The organism is Metabacillus sediminilitoris, assembly GCF_009720625.1.
In the GTDB taxonomy this organism is placed as follows: domain Bacteria; phylum Bacillota; class Bacilli; order Bacillales; family Bacillaceae; genus Metabacillus; species Metabacillus sediminilitoris.
The window spans coordinates 2,581,918-2,597,519 of sequence record NZ_CP046266.1 but is presented as its reverse complement, the minus strand read 5'-3'; the positions used below and the strand labels follow the sequence as shown (position 1 = coordinate 2,597,519).

Annotated in this window: 15 protein-coding genes; 3 read left to right on the top strand and 12 right to left on the bottom strand. The window is 35.9% G+C overall.

The window, feature by feature from the left end; all coding sequences use genetic code 11:
* Positions 1-7 precede the first annotated feature (7 nt).
* From GMB29_RS12340 to dapA, 3 genes are all read right to left on the bottom strand, one after another.
* Positions 8-457, bottom strand: coding sequence for a tripartite tricarboxylate transporter TctB family protein (locus tag GMB29_RS12340; protein ID WP_168733844.1), 450 nt, complete (start codon positions 455-457; stop codon positions 8-10).
* 203 nt (positions 458-660) lie between these two features.
* A complete protein-coding gene (locus GMB29_RS12335; RefSeq protein WP_136353960.1) occupies positions 661-1,662 on the bottom strand; it encodes a tripartite tricarboxylate transporter substrate binding protein in 1,002 nt (333 codons plus the stop codon).
* A gap of 72 nt (positions 1,663-1,734) precedes the next feature.
* Positions 1,735-2,634 (bottom strand): 4-hydroxy-tetrahydrodipicolinate synthase, encoded by a 900-nt coding sequence (gene dapA, locus GMB29_RS12330; RefSeq protein WP_136353958.1) that lies wholly within the window; start codon positions 2,632-2,634, stop codon positions 1,735-1,737.
* Positions 2,635-2,973: 339 nt separating this feature from the next.
* Between dapA and GMB29_RS12325 the strand changes: the two genes are divergently transcribed.
* Complete coding sequence (locus GMB29_RS12325; protein WP_136353956.1) at positions 2,974-3,660, top strand: GntR family transcriptional regulator; 687 nt, start codon at positions 2,974-2,976, stop codon at positions 3,658-3,660.
* 192 nt (positions 3,661-3,852) lie between these two features.
* On the opposite strand, the gene GMB29_RS12320 is transcribed toward GMB29_RS12325, so the two are convergent.
* The 3 genes from GMB29_RS12320 to GMB29_RS12310 form a co-directional block, all read right to left on the bottom strand.
* A complete protein-coding gene (locus GMB29_RS12320) occupies positions 3,853-5,184 on the bottom strand; it encodes an MATE family efflux transporter (RefSeq protein ID WP_227551678.1) in 1,332 nt (443 codons plus the stop codon).
* 177 nt (positions 5,185-5,361) lie between these two features.
* The gene (locus tag GMB29_RS12315) at positions 5,362-5,850 is read right to left on the bottom strand and encodes a hypothetical protein (protein ID WP_136353954.1); all 489 of its coding nucleotides are present in this window, start codon (positions 5,848-5,850) and stop codon (positions 5,362-5,364) included.
* A gap of 890 nt (positions 5,851-6,740) precedes the next feature.
* The gene (locus GMB29_RS12310; protein WP_136353952.1) at positions 6,741-7,265 is read right to left on the bottom strand and encodes a DinB family protein; all 525 of its coding nucleotides are present in this window, start codon (positions 7,263-7,265) and stop codon (positions 6,741-6,743) included.
* Positions 7,266-7,486: 221 nt separating this feature from the next.
* Here GMB29_RS12310 and GMB29_RS12305 point away from each other — a divergent pair, with 221 nt between their 5' ends.
* Positions 7,487-7,942 (top strand): DUF3574 domain-containing protein, encoded by a 456-nt coding sequence (locus GMB29_RS12305; RefSeq protein ID WP_227551677.1) that lies wholly within the window; start codon positions 7,487-7,489, stop codon positions 7,940-7,942.
* A 309-nt stretch (positions 7,943-8,251) separates the two neighbouring features.
* Here GMB29_RS12305 and GMB29_RS12300 read toward each other — a convergent pair whose 3' ends face one another.
* From GMB29_RS12300 to GMB29_RS12280, 5 genes are all read right to left on the bottom strand, one after another.
* The gene (locus GMB29_RS12300; RefSeq protein WP_136353950.1) at positions 8,252-8,443 is read right to left on the bottom strand and encodes a hypothetical protein; all 192 of its coding nucleotides are present in this window, start codon (positions 8,441-8,443) and stop codon (positions 8,252-8,254) included.
* A 1,421-nt stretch (positions 8,444-9,864) separates the two neighbouring features.
* Entirely contained in the window at positions 9,865-11,052 is a 1,188-nt protein-coding gene (locus tag GMB29_RS12295; protein ID WP_136353948.1) for an acetyl-CoA C-acetyltransferase, read from the bottom strand.
* 93 nt (positions 11,053-11,145) lie between these two features.
* Complete coding sequence (locus GMB29_RS12290) at positions 11,146-12,471, bottom strand: short-chain fatty acid transporter (RefSeq protein ID WP_136353946.1); 1,326 nt, start codon at positions 12,469-12,471, stop codon at positions 11,146-11,148.
* A 118-nt stretch (positions 12,472-12,589) separates the two neighbouring features.
* On the bottom strand, positions 12,590-13,267 hold the full coding sequence (locus GMB29_RS12285) for a CoA transferase subunit B (RefSeq protein WP_136353944.1): 678 nt from the start codon (positions 13,265-13,267) through the stop codon (positions 12,590-12,592).
* A gap of 1 nt (position 13,268) precedes the next feature.
* Positions 13,269-13,970, bottom strand: coding sequence for a CoA transferase subunit A (locus GMB29_RS12280; RefSeq protein ID WP_136353942.1), 702 nt, complete (start codon positions 13,968-13,970; stop codon positions 13,269-13,271).
* Positions 13,971-14,211: 241 nt separating this feature from the next.
* On the opposite strand from GMB29_RS12280, the gene GMB29_RS12275 reads away from it, so the two are divergent.
* On the top strand, positions 14,212-15,114 hold the full coding sequence (locus GMB29_RS12275) for a LysR family transcriptional regulator (protein WP_136354333.1): 903 nt from the start codon (positions 14,212-14,214) through the stop codon (positions 15,112-15,114).
* 328 nt (positions 15,115-15,442) lie between these two features.
* Here the strand turns inward: GMB29_RS12275 and GMB29_RS27015 are convergent, their stop codons facing one another.
* On the bottom strand, positions 15,443-15,595 hold the full coding sequence (locus tag GMB29_RS27015) for a hypothetical protein (protein ID WP_168733842.1): 153 nt from the start codon (positions 15,593-15,595) through the stop codon (positions 15,443-15,445).
* Between the last annotated feature and the right edge of the window lie 7 nt (positions 15,596-15,602).

Here is a 15,602-nt window from a genome sequence, read left to right as displayed (position 1 = left end):
AGATCCCCTACCATCCCAATGAATTTACCGGTAACGGTATTTTAAGCAAATTATAGAACACGACGAAAAAGAATAACGTAACAGTGGTAGAAATACCAAGGCAGAGGTACCATTTATAACTTGGTAGTAAGACAATAAACAACATGATAATGCCTGCTATGCAAAACCCAGTTGCGGGAACAATGATCATGAACAAAATAAACGACAAGATGAACAGGATGGTATTTCTTAAACCCTTTCCTCTGGGAAGAATATCGCTGAAACTAATTTTATGTTTGAACATAGATTCTGCTATATATAATAGTGACAGAACAATCAATGCCCCACTTAACCATAAAGGGAATAAACCTGGACCTGGTCCAATCGATCCATAATATTCATAGGTTAACGCTGTTGAAAAAATAATCAGGGCAAAAACGAATATAAAACACCCCACCCAAACTCCTGCGTTCTTCATAAATAACATTTCCTTTCTTTATTTAATCGGTCTCTTACGATTATGATAAAAACCTTCTTCGCTGAATTTTCTTAAACATTATGAGCCGTTATCTATGCAAACGACGATTGAGTTGTCGTTACTTTCGAAATCACACAAATTCTTCATACATCATTCAGGAGGATGGGTACAACCCTGCATGTAAGCTTGTACCCATCAGACTGCTATTGAGCAAATTTAATTTTGTCAATCCAAACCTTAGTTTCTTTTATTTCCGCTTTGATTTTTTCTTCAATTTGTTCTGGACTTTTGTCATAGCTAGTTAGATTCGATTTTTCAAGGAATTCTTTGTAACTATCTGATGCATATGCTTCAGCAAATGCTTCATTTAATTTTTTATAAACATCTTCTGGTACATCCTTCGGTACGACAATGAACTTATAGACACCCCATACTAAATCCATTCCTTTTTCTTTAAAGGTTGGCACATCAGGGATTTCAGGTGCCTCATCTTCACTAAATACTCCAAGGAATTTAAGTTTTCCTGACTTCACATGTTCCATTGCCTCTCCAGGATGGACAGTAATAAGATCAACTTGTTCACCCAATAAAGCAGTAATCGTCTCTGCTCCGGATTTAAAAGGTACATATTGGCCTTTTAAACCAGATTCATCAAAAAATGTCGCACTAGCAAGATGAGAAAATCCACCCGCTCCAGAGGTTGCATACTTAATAGTCGTACCACTATCTTTTTCCTTCATTAAATCTTCCAGCGTATCCCATTTAGAATTGGAGTGTGTCAGGATCGCCATATTCTCATATGTTGTAGCATGAACGACTCTGAAATCTTCAATTGAATATTGTGTTGGCTTTATATTCGGTTGAGAGGTAAATGGACTATTTGAAGAAATCATGATTTTATAACCATCTGCAGGTGACTTGGCAACTTCGGTAGCAGCTAGTGTACCGCCTGCTCCCGGCTTGTTGACTACCGTAACTGGCTGGCCTAGCTCCTTCTCTACTTCCTTCGCTAATGTTCTTGCGATAAGATCAGTACTGCCGCCAGCATCCCAAGGAACAATCAGCTCAATTGGCTTAGTGGGAAATTCTATTTCATCAGCATTTTTCCCGGAAGCGGTTTTTGCATCCTGGCCTGACGAACCGCAGGCTGTTAACACTAAAATCGTTGTCATGAAAGCAAACAGTAAACCAAATAACTTCTTCATATACAAAACCTCCTTCAAATTATGTGAATAATATGTATGAATATATCTTAGATGTACGATTCATATTCCAGCTTATACTGATTTGATTAAGTTGTTTTCAGCATATTTTTTCATGATTGTTTCTACTTTACTTTTATCTTGGTTCGTTAATGATCTGACAGGAGACCTTGATGGACCAGCAGGAAATCCTGTAAAATTAAGCGCTTCTTTTAACCCTGCTGGAAGTGTTCCAAGCTTCATTGCTGACCGCAGATCCCTTAACTGTGTCTGAGCAATCTGTGCTTCATCATATTTTTCGGCTTTCCAGTTTTCATAGATTGATGCAACTGTTTGCGGAAGCACATTTGCCGTTGCAGCAATGGCTCCCTTTCCCCCAGCCATTAGAGTAGGTAAAATAAGAGAGTCTGTCCCAGCTAGAACGGAAAAATCCGGGTTAACCACATCTAGGTATTGTAAAATTTGATCAATCTTACCGCTGCTATCTTTAATTCCTACGATATTATCAATCTCTGAAAGCCTCGATACTGTATGCGCTTCCAAATTATTTCCGGTACGATCCGGAATATTATAAAGAATAATCGGAAGCTGAGTTGAATTTGCGATCTGACGGTAATGTTCGTATAATTCCTCTTGAGTGAACGGCAGAAAATAAGGAGTAATGACGGACACGGCATCGACATTCAACTGCTCCAACCTTTTCGTTAACCTGATTGTTTCTGCAGTGCTTATACAACCAGCCCCTACATAGATGGGAACTCTCCCTTTTGCTTCATCGACTATGATTCTTGCAATCTCTACCTTTTCATCAAAAGTGAGCGAAAAAAATTCACCATTTGTTCCTAAACAAAATAATCCATGTACACCACGATCAATTAATTGATTGACTAGTTTTCGAATTCCATGCTCGTTAACCTCTTGTTCATTTGTGAAAGGGGTTATCATCGCTGCAATAATACCTTCTGGCCTAATCATTTCATTCCTCCTTCGTGCTAATTAGTCATTAGATTACTTTCGTACCTGATGGAAGGGAAAGAATGATGTACAAAGGCAGCAGTTTCATTTTCAAAATGTAACCGCTTCCTGATTTCCACCAGACCTTTTCTCGTCCACCACTTAAATGTTGTATACATCATTTATCTGTATGTTAATTCGCCTTTAGAATTTTGTCAATAGTTTGATTATTAAAATTATTTAATTTATAGATTTAATTTGATGATTTCAGTCATCTAATTGACGATATTTTTCTTTTAGTTTAAAATATGTTGTATATAACAGAAAATTCTATATATTGGTTATAAAGGAGTAGAACTGATGAATATTCCAAAAATTGATAACTCAAATCTATGGGATAAAACGTATAATATTCTCAAGGATAAAATTATTCGCAGGGAGTTTGATCCCCATCAAAAGCTTTTGATCCCGGAGTTGGTACAGAATTTAGGTGTAAGCAGAACACCAATCCGTGATGCCCTTAATCGTCTTGAAATGGACGGATTAGTCACCACCGTTTCAAAAGTAGGCACTTTTGTAAACGCTATCGAAATACAAGATGTATTAGACATTATGGATACACGTTTAATGTTAGAATTTTGGGTGGTTGATAAAGTTGCACAGCTATCAAAAGAGGACTTATTAAAAGAGCTTTCGAAGATGCAGCAAATTATTCAGCAATCTCTTTATGACGTAGAAATTCTTCCACTTGAAGACTATTTAAGGAAGGATTATAATCTGGCTTTTCATCTAGAGTATTTAAAATTGGGAGGAAACAAGAAAAATATCAGTATCTATACAAACATAATGAATTATCGATTTTTAGCTGTCGAAAGTTCCCTTATCTCGAAAGAAATGATTACATCAGCTATCCATCAGCATATTGCCATTGTAGAAGCTTTAAAAGGAGGAAATGTCACCGATATTAAGGCTGTTGTCAAAAATCATTTGGATGACTCTAAGGTTAATTTAGTGAATAAAATTCAGAAAAATGGCGGTGTTATTTAACCTTATAGATCGGTGGGAAGATTCATACACAGTGGTATCCCCATTCCTGTTGTGATGACGGGGACAGATTTTATTTTAAAAGCTCGGTAGTTTTTTTATAATGATAAGCTGGGGATCATTCATGAAAATGAATCCCCAACGATTTTTTCTCACTTTCTTAAATACAGCCCGGTCGGTTACTTAAAAGACATGTTAAGCAAACAACCTCTGCTTTCTCCATTTCCCCCATTTATAATAAGCAAAAGCGAAGATGCTGCTGATGATAAAACCAATTCCCATGCCGATTGCAATGCCGTTTTGCCCAAAAGCATTAGAACAAATAAATGTTAAAGGATAACGCAAAACCCAAAATGAGAAAATATTCAGCACCAGCACTTGATACATGGCACCGGAACCTCTGACAATGCCATTTAAAATGAAATTGAAACCGAGAAACGGATAAAAGAAGGCAATGATCCTTAAATAATCCGTACCAAATGAAACGGCTTCTTCTTCCTGAATAAACAAACGAGTCAAATGTTCAGCGAATAAGAAGACGATAATGGTAATCACAAGCATAATGATAAAATTAAAAAGAGCTCCAAAGATAGCAATCTCCCTAACACGGTCCCAGCGGTTAGCCCCAATATTTTGCCCTGCCATGCTATTGACTGCTGTACCCAATGCCATCGCCGGCAGCATAATTAAACTATCAATTCTCTGCGAGGCCCCAAACCCTGCCACTGCTGCCCCGCCGAAAGAGTTGACAACTGTCATGATGGCGGTAACTCCAGCAAAAATAACAGTCATTTGCAGACCAGACGGAATGCCCAGCTTAAGGATTAAGAGCACTTCCTCTCTTTTCGGTACCGAAGGAAAAGTAAACGGTACAAATTTTAAACGTAATGTATAAATGATGCCTAGCAGAAAAGCGATGCCTTGTGATAATACTGTTGCATAGGCCGCACCTTGTATACCCAAATCAAAGCCTGAAATAAAAAGCGGATCTAATACTGTATTTAAAATGGCAGCGATCATCACAAATTTCAGCGGTGTTTTACTATCTCCCAATGCCCTTAATACAGTACTGATAAAATTATAACCAATCAAAAACAGAATCCCGATGAAGTTAATTTGCAAATAAACATTCGCCCCATCGAGCATTTCACTCGGCGTATTTAGCATGACCAAAATCTGCATTGAGAAGAAGAATCCGATGATACCAATCAAAATAGATAATGCAGTGAGAAGAACAACAAAAGCATTTAAGTAGGTTTTAAGCCCAGAGTCATCTTCCCTGCCTTTTTGCTGGGATAGAATGGTCAATTGGGCATTATTGATCCCTAAAATAAAAGACAGCACGGTTAAAACAACTGTAGATGATACAGTAACCGCCCCAAGTGCATTAGCACCCAGCAGGTTGCCAACCCACAAGCTATCAATGAATTGATAGGATACTTGCAGCAAATTGGTCAGCATAATCGGCCCTGAGAACATATACAGCTGTTTCATGATCCTGCCATCGGTAAAATCATGTTGCGACAAATTGAGTACACTCCCTTTAATTATTAATCATGTAAATAAGACAGGTTTAAGCCCTAAAATCTTGGTTTCTATTTTTAGTATAAAAAAAGAGGGCTTATCCCTCCACATTGTTGCTCAAACTTGTCCTCTGCCTACTCTAGTAAAATATGTACCGCTACAAACCTCTTATCATTTAGATTAGAGGAATGCACTTCCAATCGAAATCATGCCAATAAACCCATAAACAACAGCAACTCCTACACCATATAGAAATAAGTTATCCACTTTAAAAAGTCTTATCAGTTCAACGAAAGAAATGACAATCCGTAAAAATAACAATAATCCAAATATACTCAAAAAGGCCATTCCAGCTATCATTGGAATCTCTGTCACTAGCCTCACCCAATCTGACTTATCATTCGAAAGAATCCCAATCCCCACACCAAGATAAATCCACAAAAATGAACTAAATACAAGTGTAAAGAAAAAAACGAAATATCGATGTACTTTAGGTGCTAAAGAAGAATCTACTGACATGATCCATTTAATAAAATACTTAATACATAGTCTACATGAAATAATAGGATGCAACCATGCAAATACTAAATCTGTCACATCGTCCTTTACATAAGAATTTCTTCCAAATGTCATCTTTATTATGTCTGGTCCGTTTTTCTTCTTATTCATTTTCATCCCCCTTATCTAGCAAACGAGTTTTTATACTTCAATTGAAATAGACGATCCTTCCGTTACTTAAGTATCACATCTGGTAGTTTACTTAATTAATTGAATATAGGTACTTGTCTATGGACAAGACCTTCCCCTATTGTCAGGAATCCATAATATGTTCTAATCTCCAAGATAGCGCCCGATCGTTGAAGATCGCGTTCTGGAACATCCACGGTGCAAGGATATTCAAGAAAAGCCCCCTTTAAATTGAATACGTCTTTCATTACTTAAAACAGTGTTAAACATATTAGGTCTTACTTTATTAAATGTTTGTATTAGTCTTGCACCAAAAATTCACAAATCACTCCAAAGGATGGCCTAAAAATCCCCAATTGGCATTATGTTATATAATAGAAACTTAATAGTTAAAGGATTGTTCCCCACTGTCTATAAATATTCCAATTTTAAGCCTACGCCAACTTCTTTTATATCTGCTACTTTTGAAAGTGCTACTTTAGAGTGTAAATCAGTACAATGACAAGCATGAAGGATATCAGGATTAAGTTCTTTTATGTATTGTACTGTTTTCTCTAACTGTTCTTTTGATGGATTTAATAGATAGGATCCTCCAATAATATCAACTACTCTTTCTTACTGACAAATTTTCGCAAAATAACCTACATCCGGATGACCAATTTTAGAAAATGCCTAAAAGCGTACAAATTAATGTACGCTTTACTTTTGACTTAAAGAGAGACCTATATACTTTAACATAAATATCCGATTTTCTTACTATGTGTTATTCCACTAAATGGACAGATTATTAAACAATATTGTTGGCATATAAGGAGCAAAACACAAAAACCCTGTATAAATCAATACCAAGCCTCAGTTAAAGGATAAACATCTTATTTGATCAGTTTCTGTATGTTACTAAGAAGTTGAAAGATCTGGCCCCTGTGGTGTGATTCATGTTCAATCAAGTGATAGACAACCCACTCTGGTGAGACGTCATAGTGTTCAAGCACCCTCGGTTTCCGCCAATCCGTTAAGTCCATTGAACGAAAGTGGGAAAGAAATACTTCACGTACCTTATTAAGGCGGTGAAAATGTTCCTCTAAACTTTGTCCTTCAATATGGGTTAAAGAGCCGTCTTTTGAATGGACTTCTAACGGAAACAACGAACGTATTTCGGGATCCCATTCAGTCCCAAGGACTTCTACATATAACCAATCTGCCTCGACCAATGCAATATGATATAACAGCGAGCCAATCGTTTGTCTTTCATCAATTTTTGTGTCGAGTGTATATTGACTGATTCCAGTTAATTTTGTTATAAGAGTTCGGCGAACATCTTCTAAACACCATAGCCATCGACCAATTTCTTCTTCATATTCTGGTAACGGAGATACCTGTAAAGATTTTCTCTCCAACGAGATCACACTCCTCTTAAAGAGCATACATTCTATTTAATATGGATGTTTCCTTCTTTAAATAAAAGATCCCTTCCCTTTCCACTAATATAGTAAAAAAGACTTGAATAAAAATATAAGTTAATTCTTTCCACAATTTACTAATTGTTCCTTGTATAATAATAAATAGAAACACACCATCGTTTTGCCAGCCAAATTTCGAATAAAAAAGAGTGGCAATTTTGGAAAGGAAAAAAATCTTTTATTGGTTCATACCGGTTTTATTGATTGTACTTTTAGCTAATTCTGTATACGCTTCCGAACAACAAGAAACAGCTAAAGCGAAACAATCATCAGCATTAAAAGGACAATTCTACCTCGAAGACATAGTAAAAATTTACGTCCCATCTACTTATAATATTGATCAACCAATTGATAATACTCCTTATGTTAATAAGTCGTTAGAAGAATTTTCAAGAATGTTTGGAGGAGCAACTGCGATCAATGGGACAGGTTCGTGGCTTTCTGATGATAATAAGTTAATCAAGGAAAAAGTAACGATTGTCTATAGCTATGCAGAAGATTTGGATAAGACAAAAATAAATCAAGTCGTTGATTATGCCAAGTCACTAAAGGAAGAGTTGAAACAATCGTCAGTGTCTCTTGAAGTGAATGGAAAGATGTATTTTATTGAATAACGTACAGAAAGTTGAGATTTTCAACTTAAGGATTCTAGTTTTCAAGAAAAAGAGTTTATGAATGAAGAGGACGTTCTTGTTCGATCGTATTTGCTAGTCCATTGAATCCATTAAACAACCGAACGTGGTTCTATAACAATTTTTAAGCCATATGCCGGAAGAAAAAGGTCTCTTACTGAGGGAATTATAGCTAGTAAACGACCTTTTTCTTTATTAGATTGACAATTTCTAACAGTCATCATAATTGATTCAACAAATACTAATCTTTCACAACCTTATCCTTCTCAACTCTCTCTCTATCATCAAAGTCTATACTAACCATTCACTATCGATCGAAACGAGTCCTCTTTCATATCCGAGATAATAAACCATATTATTTTCTTCTTTAAAATATTCTGTTTCAGATGGTGCTCCCAATAGGCTCATCACTTCCTCTTTTGTCTTGCCATTTAATTCAAAATCGTTCATTAAATCATCAACCATATACCACTCTTTTTTCATGAGTATGTAACCATGTTTCAGTACGAAAAATTGAGTCGTATTCATTTATCCCTAGCTCGACCGTACAATATAAAGGCGGGAGTATACCTAGAATGATGATGACGGTAAACTTAGTCACCACTTTTCTTTCACTTTTTAAATGGGGATTCGTTCGTTTCCAGAGAAGGAATAGAATGAATTGCAACAAAATAAAAGGCAGTAATATAGCAGATATACTTATAACATTGTACGAAGACACGATGGACAGCTTACTTGATGTCGAAACGGAATTATTTTTACAAACGTTTCTCTCCAGGTCCACTTATGATCACACTTCTGACAAGTTGGCATGATAACCGCCTCCTTCTAAATATCTTTCTACCTTTATTTTAACATAATATTCCAACTATCTAATGATTTTCGAATATTTCGGGGTATCAAAAATACTTACGATAGTTTACGTTAGTCTGAATATAGTATTAAAATACACTAACCATAAAAGATGTTCCTGCTAATACAATAGCAGCTGGAAACCCAGCAAAAATACTAAAAAGTTTTTAATTTTCCAGTTGTTTCTTCTTCAATGGGTAGCATTAGTTAATACAGAACAAAGAAGAGAACCCAGGAACGTTCTTAGGTTCTCTTTTTTCCTTTTTTGAATATCAACATTAATCTTTAACAGAACCTATAAAATAATAAAAGAGCATCCACTTTAAAAGGGATGCTAATCGCAATCATGTAGTTGTTCAAGAAACTCTCAATCAATCGACTATCGTTTTTGATACCCTTTAACATAAAGAATAACAATAGCCATGATGATCAAACCTATTAATAAAAATGGACCTACACCCGAACTATATACAATGTGAATCCTAATGTAAAGGAATACATTCACAACTAGGATGATGAGTAAGAAAATACACAATACGAAGATTGGTATCATATATTTATTTCGACTCATACAATCAGCCCCTTTATAGAAGCTTGTTCTTGATAATAAGGCAGGAAAAAAATAATGAATTACATTCTCCATAAATTTTCATTCTTTATTAAACACTATGTAAACCACATCTTGTATTATTCAGAAATCGAGGAAATTCTCTCCTGCAACTAGCATACAAGCCCCACTTATCTTGAAGAAAATCACAGAAAAGTAGCCTTTACCTCATTTGTTTATTCATGAATTTTTCATTGCAATATAGATACGAATATTTTCACCGAACAATAATACCAGGTTTTGATTTTTTTTATTTCCTCAACGGTAAAAAGAAGGGGCTCACCCCCCTGGTACCTTATACTTGTTTTAATCGCCTTCCATACTAGGACACCAAAAAAAGCACATTGCATTTACGCAAAGTGCTCTTCGTATCTGAGGTTAAATATAACAAGGTGTTGATAAATATATGATTAGCGCTCGACACAAGGTGGAGCGCTAATCATTATTATATTTTACTTACTTCAATCATTACTGCATCACCCTGTCCGCTGCCAGAACAGATTGCAGCAATTCCTATTCCGCCGCCACGACGTTTTAATTCATAAGCTAGAGTTATAATAATACGTGCGCCACTTGCACCAATTGGGTGGCCAAGAGCCACTGCTCCACCGTTTACGTTTACTTTTTCCGGGTCAAGACCGGCGATTTTGTTACTGGCGAGTGCGACTGCAGCAAACGCTTCATTTATTTCAAATAAGTCAATTTCATCAACTGTTTTACCTGTTTTCTTTAATAGTTTATTAATGACAAGCCCTGGTGTTTGCGGGAATTTTTCCGCTTCTACAGCTACTTCCGCATGAGCGATAACAGTTGCTAAAATCGATTTCCCTTCTTTTACTGCACGTTTTTCGTTCATCAAGATTAGTGCAGCTGCTCCATCATTAATACCAGGTGCATTTCCAGCAGTAATAGTACCTTTATTGTCAAATGCAGGACGCAGTTTCGCCAAAATGTCTTTCGTTGTATCTTTACGAGGTGATTCGTCTGTATCAACGATAATGGGATCGCCTTTCCGCTGCGGCACTTTAACTGCAATAATTTCTTCGGCCATTGTCCCATTGGCGATTGCCGAAATCGCCCGTTCATGACTTCGAACAGCCCATTCGTCCTGTATTTCCCGTGATAATTCTAATTCATCAGCCGTTGTGTTTCCATATGTCCCCATATGGACACCAGTAAAGCTGCATGAAAGACCATCATGAATCATTAAATCAACCATTGGTGCATTGCCCATCTTCATGCCCCATCTTGCCTTGGAGACCGCATAAGGTGTATTTGACATTGATTCCATTCCACCGGCTAAAATCACTTCTTCATCACCGGCACGGATAATCTGGTCAGCAAGCGTGACACTGCGAAGTCCAGATGCACATACTTTATTCACGGTTTCTGTTTTCACATGCCATGGAATTCCTGCTTTTCTTGCAGCTTGACGAGATGGGATTTGTCCCTGTCCTGCCTGCAAAACATTTCCGAAGATCACTTCATCAAGTTCTTCTGGTTTTACATTTGCTCGCTTCATCGCTTCTCTCATCGCAATACCGCCTAGTTCGGCTGCTGTTAAAGAAGAAAGCGCTCCACCGAACTTTCCAATCGGTGTACGTGCGCCATCTATAATAACTGTTTTCACCATCTCTACCTCCAAATATTGAGACTCTATAATAAAAATGCTTTTGTTTTTTCTCAATTACTCGTCAACCTTTACTTAATCGAAATAAAAATATGATTATAAAAAGTAAAAGACTGCTGAAATATAGATCCCTGTAATTAACATAATAATCAAACCATAACCCATGATATCTTTTGCTTTTAAACCCGCAATTGCTAAAGCTGGCAATGCATAAAACGGTTGAATCATATTCGTCCAAGCATCTCCCCATGCAACAGCCATCGCTGTTTTTGGTAAAGAAACGCCCAGTGCTTCAGCAGCCTCTAACATAACCGGTGCTTGAACAGCCCATTGTCCTCCGCCTGAAGGAACGAAAAAGTTTACCAGACCCGCACTCCATAACGTAAACATGTGAAATGTATTCTCATTTGAAATAGAGATAAACGCATTGGATAGTATCCCAGCAAGTCCTGAAGCAGTTACAATCCCCATTAACCCTGCGTAAAATGGAAACTGAATAATAATTCCGCTTGCACTTTTAACTGAACCTGCAATGGCTTCTAAAAATAGCTTTGGTGTTTTGTGCAATATGATTCCAATAAAGAGAAATAGAAAATTAACTATATTAAGATTAATAGCAAATCCGTTCGTAAGGATGTAATATCCTAAAAAAGAAAGACCTAATAAACCAATAAGTAATGATAGAAGCTTACTGTTTTCCAAACGATCAGCAGGTGTCATTTCAATTTGCTCGACTGTAACTGCTTGGATATCATCCGCTTCTTCTAATAGTTTACGATCGATTAAAAAAGCTTGGTCTTTTGGCGGAATCATAAATCGGTTGATTATTGGCACTAAAATAATTAATCCTATTACAACGATTAGGTTGAATGTTGAAAAAAGAGTTTCACTTGTTGGAACAACACCTATGAGCTTTTCCGTAAAGTGACCTGGAGTAGCAATGGTTAATGCGACGGATGAAGAAAGCCCCCCGCTCCATATAATAAATCCACTATAGGCGCTTGCAATTAACAATCGATAGTCGACACCCTCTACCTTTTTAGCAATTTCTTTTGCAAACAAAGCTCCAATAATTAGACCAAATCCCCAGTTAATCCAGCATGCAATTAGAGCTACAAGGGTTACAAGGATAATCGCTTGACCTGGTGACTTTGGTACATCGGCTAAGTTTCCTAATAATTTCTTAAAAAATGGACTACTCGCCATAACATGTCCTGTTACAACGATCAAAACCATTTGCATGGAGAATTCTAATAGGTTCCAGAATCCATCTCCCCAATATCCCAAGATTTGAACAGGAGTGCTATCTGTCAAAAAAATGGCAAGTCCAATCACAAAAAAAGTAAGTACAATGACAAGTAAAAACGGGTCGGGCATATACCTTTGCATCAATCTGTTCGAAAATGAAATCATTGCCTTCAAAACATTCTCCCCCTAATGTTAGTGCAAAACATTTCATAACTAACTACTTTTTTTCTAAAAATTTATTTTTCATTAATTTAATATAAATAACTTTTTCAAATGCAAATCTATTTTTCTTTTAATATGCATCAAGTTTAACGTTATCGCTTACAATTAAAGCAGCTTCGGTTGAATTCAATATATCTTCAACTGTATACCCTCTTGCTACTTCTACTAGTACTAATCCCTCTTCAGCAACATCTATAACAGCACGATCAGTGATGATTCTGCTAACAACACCTTGACCTGTTAAGGGAAGGGAGCACGTCTTTAATATTTTTGGTTCACCTTTTTTATTCACATGATCCATAATTACAATGATCCTTTTCGCTCCGTGAACTAAATCCATAGCTCCACCCATACCTTTTATCATTTTTCCAGGTATCATCCAGTTTGCTAAATCACCCGTTTCTGACACTTCCATTCCACCTAATATAGCGATATCAATATGGCCACCTCGAATCATCGCAAATGATTCTGCACTACTAAAGTAAGCTGCACCTGGAATTGCAGAAACAGTCTCTTTTCCTGCATTAATTAAATCTGCATCTACTTCCTGTTCTGTTGGATATGGACCAATGCCAAGTAAGCCATTTTCAGATTGTAGAACAACATGTTTATATTTGCTTATATAATTTGCTATGAGTGTTGGTATGCCAATTCCTAAATTTACGTAATAACCATCTTTGATTTCTTTTTCTGCTCTTATCGCAATTTTATCTCTTGTTGAAATCTTTGCTTGTTTAGATAAGCTCATCTTAAATCACTCCTTTTTCACGAATAGTTAATCGTTCAATCTTTTTCTCCTGTTTCCCAACAATTAGTCGCTGTACATATATACCTGGTGTATGAATATGATTAGGATTTAAAGCTCCTATCTCGTATAAATCGTTTATTTCTGCAATCGTAATTTTTCCTGCAGCAGCCATGATTGGGTTGAAGTTCTGAGCTGTTTTATTAAAAATAAGGTTACCGGATTTGTCAGATTGCTCACCTCTTATAATGGCAAAGTCAGCCGTTAAAGCTTCCTCTAATACATATTTTTTTCCATCGAAGGTGCGTACTTCTTTTCCTTCTGCAACAGGTGTCCCTACCCCAGCTGGTGTATAAAAAGCTGGAATTCCAGCACCACCCGCACGGATTTTTTCAGCTAAAGTACCTTGTGGAACAAGCTCTACTTCTAATTCCCCTTCTAAAACCTGTCGTTCAAATTCTTTATTTTCTCCTACATAGGAACTAATCATCTTTTTGATTTGCTTGTTTTTAAGTAATACTCCTAATCCATAATCATCAGTACCACAGTTATTAGATATTACCGTTAAATCTTTAACACCAGTCTCAGCCAACGCTAAGATGAGATTCTCTGGTATTCCACAAAGACCAAAGCCACCAACCATAATGGTAGCTCCGTCATGAATACCTTTTATGGCTTCTGAAAAAGATGAGCATACTTTATTCATAAAAAAATCCTCCTTTTTTAACTAAATACAAAATAATAAATTACGCAAAAATCAAGATAGCGCTTACAAAATAAAGTGATATAAACCATGGTCTTAAAAGCCATAAAAATATTTAAAAACTGTTAACCTTTAATAAATTATGAATTATCTTGTAATTAAAAGTTTACTGTCTTTGATCCCATAAGTAAAATGAATAATAAGAATAACATTTATGAAAAATCCGAATAGAAAGGATAGCTATATGGAGATTCATCATTTAAAATGCTTCAAGGCTGTAGCTGAACATCAAAGTTTCACTAAAGCTTCTTCTCATGTGCATCTATCACAACCATCTTTAAGTAAGATTATTAAAAACCTTGAAGAAGAACTACAAGTAAAGCTATTTGATCGTACAACACGTCAGTTAAAGCTTACAGATGCTGGGGAAATTGTATATGATTCAACACTTAAATTTACTTCCACATTCAATGATCTTTCTGCACGGTTAGATGATTTAAAGAAATTGCCGACTGGTGAAATTAATATTGGAATTCCACCTTTAATTGGAACGCTATTTTTCCCTTACATAGCTATTTCATTTGGAAAACTATATCCTAAAGTTTCATTGAAATTAATTGAGTTGGGTGCAAAGAGTGTAACAAAATTAGTGGATGAAGAAAAAATTGATTTAGGTATCATTGTTCTACCAACTAATATAGAAAAGTTTATAGTTTATCCTTTTACGAAAGATGAATTTGTCCTTTACGTCTCTCGTAAGCATAAACTAGCTAACAGAGACACTGTAAGCTTACATGAATTACAAGATGAAAAGTTTGTTATTTTCAGTGAACAATTTACTCTACATGATCGGGTAATTAGAGAATGTTTAGATGCTGGGTTTAACCCTCATATATCATATAAAAGCTCTCAATGGGATCTTATTGCTGAGCTCGTTAAAGAGGATTTAGGCGTTACTATACTTCCAAAATCTATATACTCAAAGATGAATCAACATGATATAAAAATTGTCCCTTTAGTCAATCCAACCCCTATGTGGGAATTAGGGATTATTACAAAAAAAGATTGTTACATCTCGTTCGCAGTAAGAAAACTACTTAGCTTTTTAGAAGAAGATCAATTCAACCTTCTAAAACAGCTCAAATGAAAAAGAGCTACTGTTTAGGTAGCCCTTAGACTGTAGAAAAGCTCGATTTTCTACAGTCTAAAACACTTCAAGGAAGGGTTTCTTTTTAATTTAAATTTACCTTAAAGTAACCCCCAATGAACCACTCTTTATGAACAATTTTATGCACCTATTTTACCTTGATAATATAGCACTAGGAAAATTGTGTCATAACTTTTAAATTATGACACTTGTTTTCGCTATTATAAATTCCAATATCGATGTCAAAACACCTGACATTTTTGCACGAATTTTAAGAATAGCACCTTAAAACGGAACCCTTTAAGAAAAATACTATGACTTTATTTCGTTAGTTCCCACCTGAAAATTGATCATTAAAATAAATTACTTCTGTAAGAATTTTATAACCCTGTATTCGCTCAAATACTTCATTTGCTTCTTTTTTTGTATAAAACTCAAACATTTTAAGGCTGTTTTTTGAATGAGCAGTGATAATCCACATGGATAAT

Excerpts from the sequence above, each read along its gene's own strand:
- GMB29_RS12340 (WP_168733844.1), bottom strand. The coding sequence starts at position 457 with ATGAAGAACGCAGGAGTTTGGGTGGGGTGTTTTATATTCGTTTTTGCC.
- GMB29_RS12335 (WP_136353960.1), bottom strand. The coding sequence starts at position 1,662 with ATGAAGAAGTTATTTGGTTTACTGTTTGCTTTCATGACAACGATTTTA.
- dapA (WP_136353958.1), bottom strand. The coding sequence starts at position 2,634 with ATGATTAGGCCAGAAGGTATTATTGCAGCGATGATAACCCCTTTCACA.
- GMB29_RS12325 (WP_136353956.1), top strand. The coding sequence starts at position 2,974 with ATGAATATTCCAAAAATTGATAACTCAAATCTATGGGATAAAACGTAT.
- GMB29_RS12315 (WP_136353954.1), bottom strand. The coding sequence starts at position 5,850 with ATGAATAAGAAGAAAAACGGACCAGACATAATAAAGATGACATTTGGA.
- GMB29_RS12300 (WP_136353950.1), bottom strand. The coding sequence starts at position 8,443 with ATGAAAAAAGAGTGGTATATGGTTGATGATTTAATGAACGATTTTGAA.
- GMB29_RS12295 (WP_136353948.1), bottom strand. The coding sequence starts at position 11,052 with ATGGTGAAAACAGTTATTATAGATGGCGCACGTACACCGATTGGAAAG.
- GMB29_RS12285 (WP_136353944.1), bottom strand. The coding sequence starts at position 13,267 with ATGAGCTTATCTAAACAAGCAAAGATTTCAACAAGAGATAAAATTGCG.
- GMB29_RS12280 (WP_136353942.1), bottom strand. The coding sequence starts at position 13,970 with ATGAATAAAGTATGCTCATCTTTTTCAGAAGCCATAAAAGGTATTCAT.
- GMB29_RS12275 (WP_136354333.1), top strand. The coding sequence starts at position 14,212 with ATGGAGATTCATCATTTAAAATGCTTCAAGGCTGTAGCTGAACATCAA.
- GMB29_RS27015 (WP_168733842.1), bottom strand. The coding sequence starts at position 15,595 with ATGTGGATTATCACTGCTCATTCAAAAAACAGCCTTAAAATGTTTGAG.